The 2,717-nt window shown below is 61.8% G+C and carries 1 protein-coding gene; it reads left to right on the top strand.

Annotation, left to right across the window (positions count from 1 at the left end; all coding sequences use genetic code 11):
- Positions 1-777: 777 nt before the first annotated feature.
- On the top strand, positions 778-2,717 hold a 1,940-nt coding region (locus FKP22_RS26510), incomplete at its 3' end, for an RHS repeat domain-containing protein (protein WP_170201107.1).

The raw sequence follows: 2,717 nt of genomic DNA, 5'->3' as shown, positions 1-2,717 counted from the left end.
AACAGAGAGCTACTACAAGGGCACCGACGTGACCACCAGGACCCTGGTCAAGACCGTCACGCGCACCTACGACGCATTGGGACGCATGCAGAGCGTCTCCGGCCTGCAATGAGCTGCCCCAACAATCACACGTGGAGGAAACCCATGACAAGCAAGACCATTGCGCCGTTGATGCGCATAAGGTTCTTGGACCGGCGGTTTGGCATAGCGTGGCTTAGCGCCGCAGTTGCGCAAACCGAGCTTATGAGTCACGGTGGTGCGCTAATTATCGGCCTGGAAAATGATGTCTTCGTCAACCTGACTCTGACGACTGCGCAACCAGAGCAGGGGGTTAGTCAGATTACTGCGACATGCCAGCAACCCCAATGGCGCAGCATTTCCGAATATTTCAGCATTTACCGTAATATCGGATTGGCAATGATAATCAACGCATTTGGCATCTATGCCTATGCGGCAGATCCGTACTATGCTGAAACGGTAATGCAATATGGCAATGGTGTTACATACGAATTGAATAGAAAGTTCTATAACGATGAGGCTAATGCAAAGCAATCTTGCCTTGATTTTGCTGCAGGCCTATTTTACAGCGGTAGCCGCTGCGAAGAAAGAGGTGGCGATGCCCCTCATTCCATGGCATGGTCGCTTGGGTATATATGCGTCTTAGACGCGCCAGGATCAAAAACTTGCGCATCGCCATTATATTATATTGAGCATCACGGGAATTGGTGTTCGCCGCGACAACGATACTCTTCGACCAAAGGGGACTGCGTTTCACTGATGGACCTCTGGGAAGACAAGCCCCCTTTTTGCCTTGGCAAGAAAGCAAGCCTATTCGCAGTCGGTGACCCCATCTATCCCCTGATCGGCAGCAGCAGCTACGACGTCGACCTTGACGCCGGCCTGGGCGGCCTGAAGCTGCGCTACGACATGCGCCGGAAGCTGCCGATGGACAAGCAGGAACTGGCATACCCGTATGCCGCCTTGCCGTCCTTTGGCCCGCTGGTCGAGAGCAGTTTGCACAAGCGGCTGATCTACCAGTCGGGCACGGGTGCGAACATGCAAGCCTCACGCGGCCTGGGCCGCTGGGTCTCGTTTGCGGTGACCGGCGGGGTCTTTGTGCCTGACCCCGGCGTGCGCGACAAGCTGGTGGCCATCAGCGGCGGCTGGCGCTACGTGGACGCCCAGACCCGCGCCGAAGAGACCTACGACAGCACCGGCCGGCTCAACACCGAGAAGCGGGCCGATGGCACGGTGCTCACCTACGGCTACAGCACCGCTGCCGGTGAGGATGCCCCGGCTGTCGGTTACCTCCTGACTGTGCAGGACCAACTCGGCCACCTGGTCAAGTTCAAGTACGACGCCAGCGGCGTGATCACGCAGGTCACCCGGGTGGACGGCCAGGTCATTGGCGCGGCCTACACCGGCGGCAACCTGAGCCAGCTCACCTGGCCCGACGGCAAATATTTGCAGTTCATCTACGACAAACCCGGCCTGGCCTGGGCCCTGACCGGCGTCGTGGACGAAGAAGGCAAGCGCCGCGTGAGCTTTGGCTACGACGACCTGGGCCGGGCCACCAGCACCGAAGAAGGCACTGGCTTCAACAAATACACCGCCAGCTGGGACGCCGGCATGGAGCCCGGCTGGAACATCACCGAAGAGTACGACTCGGTCAACAACGTCATCTGGATCCACCACCGCTGGAAGAACGTGGGCAACGCCTACGTGCAAGGCCCGCTGGGCTACAGCAACACCGTGGGCGCCAGCATCGTCAACGGCATGAGCTACGCCAGCAGCCAGACCCAGCCCGGGGGCAGCGGCTGCAGTGCCGCTTCGAGCAGCCAGACGTTTGACGCGAACGCCAACGTGACCAGCCGAGTCGACTTCGCTGGCAACCGCAGCTGCATGGCCTACGACGCGAGCAACCGGGAGACGGTTCGGGTCGAAGGCCTCAAGACGGCCGACACCTGCCCGGCGGACGTGGCCAGCTACACCGCCAGCAACCCCGGCCCGGCCAAGCCACAGCGCAAGATCAGCACCCAGTGGCATCCGCAGTGGAACCTGCAGACGCAGGTGGTCGAGCCCAACCTGATCACCACCACGGTCTACAACGACCAGACCGACCTGGTGGACCCGGCGCACCCCAAACTGAACTGCGCGCCCAGCGCGCCAGCACTGCCTGACGGCAGCAAGATCGCCGTCGTCTGCAAGCGCTACGAGCAGGCCACCACCGACACGCTGGGCGACCTGAGTGCGGCCAACGCCACCGTGACCGACAGCCGCAGCTGGAGCTACAGCTACAACCAATACGGCCAAGTCCTCACCGAGACCGACCCGCGCGGCAAAGCGACCACCTACGAGTACTGGACCGAACCCACCAGCTTCACCGGTGACGGCGCAGCCGCCCGCGGCCACACCCTGGGCGACCTCAAGACCGTGACCCAGGGCCCCAACACCGCCAACCCGCTCAAGACCCAGTACACCGAGTACAACAAGCTCGGCCAGGTGCTCACCACAGTGCTGCCCAACGGCAGCACCGAGAGCCGGGAGTACCACCTGCGCGGCTGGCTGACCAAGCTCACCCAGACCCCGGCCGGTGGCGGCACCGGCCTGGTGACTCAGTACGACTACTACGCCACCGGCCTGCTCAAGCAAGTCACGCAAGCGGACGGCAGCTGGACCCTCAACACCTACGACGACGCCCACCGGCTCACCGACGT

Source organism: Ideonella azotifigens (assembly GCF_006519715.1).
GTDB classification, from domain to species: Bacteria; Pseudomonadota; Gammaproteobacteria; order Burkholderiales; family Burkholderiaceae_C; genus Ideonella; species Ideonella azotifigens.
Note: the sequence above shows the minus strand (reverse complement) of the source record. Positions and strands in the feature narration are given on the sequence as shown.